Source organism: Methylobacterium sp. CCH5-D2 (assembly GCF_001556475.1).
Classification (GTDB): domain Bacteria; phylum Pseudomonadota; class Alphaproteobacteria; order Rhizobiales; family Beijerinckiaceae; genus Methylobacterium; species Methylobacterium hispanicum.
Genome location: NZ_LSIX01000661.1, coordinates 1 through 2,456, shown reverse-complemented (window position 1 = coordinate 2,456; position 2,456 = coordinate 1). Strand labels below are relative to the sequence as shown.

Below are 2,456 nucleotides of genomic sequence, written 5' to 3'. Positions count from 1 at the left end.
GCCCGGCCCCCTCCGCGTCCGCGATCGCGACGAGCCGCTCCAGGAAGCCTGGGCGCGGCGCCCGCCCGGCCAGGCCGCCTACGACCAGGTCCCCCTCCCCCGACAGGCCCAGCGGCAGGTCCGGCAGGTCGTCCCCCCGGGTCAGCCGGCGCATGACCCGGTGCGCGGCGGTGTCGAGCTCGGCCGGGACCGAGGCGTCCAGCAGGGTGTCGGCCGCCGCGTCGGAGACCCGCGCCGCGCCGCCGCCCGGCAGGACCGCCGCGACGGACAGCTCGATCCCGCCGGCCCGGAGGTCGAAGCGGGCCGACAGGACGAGGCGGACAGCGGTGCGCGTCACGGTGATCGCCACCGCCCCGTCGAGTCCCTCGCCCGCGGCGTAGGACGCCGGACCCACCGCCAGTCCCCGATGCCGGCGCAGCAGGCGACCCAGGGCGGGGCCGAGCTCCGCGTCGACGATGTCCCGCGCGAGCGCGTCGGCGAGGCGCCGCCGCCAAGCCGGGCCGTCGCGGTCGCTCCTCCGGGCGCCGGGGGCCGGCAGCGCCCGGAGGACCGCGGCGGCGTGGCGGAAGCGCTGCCCGGCACTCGCGCCCAGCGCCTCTCGGTAGAGCGCATCCGCGACGGCCTCGACCAGCGGCGGCAGCCCCTTGGCCAGGGCCGCCCGCAGCCGCCGGCCGGCCGAGGCGGCCTGCGCCGCCCGGCTTGCCTCGCCGGCATCCGCCATCAGCGCCGCGGCCTGCCGCGCCTCCGGCGCGACCGTGAACGCGAGCGCCTCCAGCTCGTCGGAGGCCCGGAGGACCGCCGGCAGGCAATCGAGGAAGCGGAGGGCGCGCTCGACATGCGCGCGGGCGGAGGCGCCATCCTCGGGGATCCAGCGGGCGGCCCTGAGCAGGGCATCCCGCACCTGCGCGTGATCCGCCGGCGCGAAGGCCCCGGGGAGCGCGCGCAGGAGCGCGCGGTCGGCCGCCGCGCGCGACCGCGCCAGGGGGAGGACGATCCCGTCGTCCCAGACCTGCCGGAGATCCTTCCGGATCGCCCGCCTCAGGGCCGCGATCCGGGTCGCCCGGATGCCGCCGGCCACGAACGCCGCGTGCAGGTTCTCCATCGTCGCGTCGACCGTGTGCCGGGTGGCCGGGTGCGAGAGCGTCGCGATGGTTCGCCACGCCGTCGCGAGCTCTCCCGCGTCCGTTTGCGTGGGGCTGCTTCCGGCGCGGGAGGCCGGGACGACGGGAGCGGGGTGCATGGCCGGAGGATGCCCAGGAACGCGAGCGTCCGGCCGGGCGATAGGCCGCGGGACCGCGCCAGGCCGGCGCGATGGATCCAGGGCGCTTCGATCCGGGCCGCGGACGGCGCCCGGGAATCGGGCGCACGCCCCATTGTGCGGGCCACGGAGCAAGCCACAATCGGCGCCGCCCGGGCCGTGCCGCATCCCCTGCACCGGCGCGCGCCTCAGGTCGCCTCGCCGGTGTCCCAGGACGCCCAGGAGCCCGGCAGCGACGCGGTCTCGCGGGCGAGCCGGACGAAGGTGGCGAGGTCCTCGTTGGCGTCGTCGAAGGCGCCGTCGAGCAGGGTCCACGCCTCCGGCGCGGCGAGCGCCGCGCCATCGGCGAAGCCGCGGTCGTCCGGCCCGGTCCGCCCGCGGTCCCGCGGCGAGGCCGGGTCGACGGCCGCGCCCGGGTCGCGGGCGAGACGGCCGGCGAGCCGCCCGGCGCGGCCCCGGGCGCGGTCCGGGCGGCCCCGGCCCGGCCCGGGCGAGCGCGCCGGCCCGGGCCGGCGGGGCCTGGGATTCGCCGCGCGCCCGGGCGTTGCCCTGGAGGGGGCGCCGCGGGTGTTCGCCAATGTCGTCATCGTCGTCTCCGTCGCAGCAGGATCGATGGGGTGGCGCAGGTCGGAGGGGTTGCCGGCTCACCGAGCCCCCGGCATCGCCGCGCAGGGCTGGCAGGCGGCGGGGCGTCGGCCGGGAACGCGGGGTCCGGGCCTGCGGCGCCTCGGCGGCGGCGCGCGGCGGGGCGCCCGCGCCGCTCGGGAGCCGTCGCCGCCGAGGCGCGCGAAGCTCTCGGCGAGGTCCCTGAGGCGCTCGGCGGTGGCCTGGTCCGCGGGGGAGCCGGCGGGGCTGAGCGCCTCCCCGAGGGCCGCGGCGTCGAGCCGCTGCGCGTCCGGGTCGGCCGCCGCGGCCTCCAGGACGGCCATGAGCAGGGTGCCCGACCGCAGCAGGCTGGCGGCCGGCGTGCCGGCCGCGAGGGCGGCGAGGTCCGCGCGACCGGGCGGGGCGAGGCGGACCGGGAGCGTCCGCAGCCTGCCTTCGAGGCGCCGGCATCCGGAGAGCGCGGCGGACCAGGGCAGCAGCCAGGGGGGCGGCGGGCGCCGGCCGGCCGGGGCGGCCGCGTGCGCGACGGCCCGCAGGGCCCGGGCGGCGTGGAGCGGGCTCATGCCCGTCACGACCGCCACGCCGAGGCGGG

At 80.6% G+C, this 2,456-nt stretch carries 2 protein-coding genes and 1 pseudogene; all 3 read right to left on the bottom strand.

From position 1 onward, the window contains the following. The coding region (locus AX737_RS17620) for a hypothetical protein (RefSeq protein WP_156453805.1) at positions 1 to 1,102 on the bottom strand (1,102 nt) is incomplete at its 3' end. Between the two features lie 344 nt (positions 1,103 to 1,446). Further along, positions 1,447 to 1,845, bottom strand: coding sequence for a hypothetical protein (locus tag AX737_RS17615; RefSeq protein WP_153874033.1), 399 nt, complete (start codon positions 1,843 to 1,845; stop codon positions 1,447 to 1,449). Between the two features lie 57 nt (positions 1,846 to 1,902). Next, positions 1,903 to 2,456: pseudogene (locus tag AX737_RS34575) on the bottom strand (hypothetical protein); the annotation flags it as partial.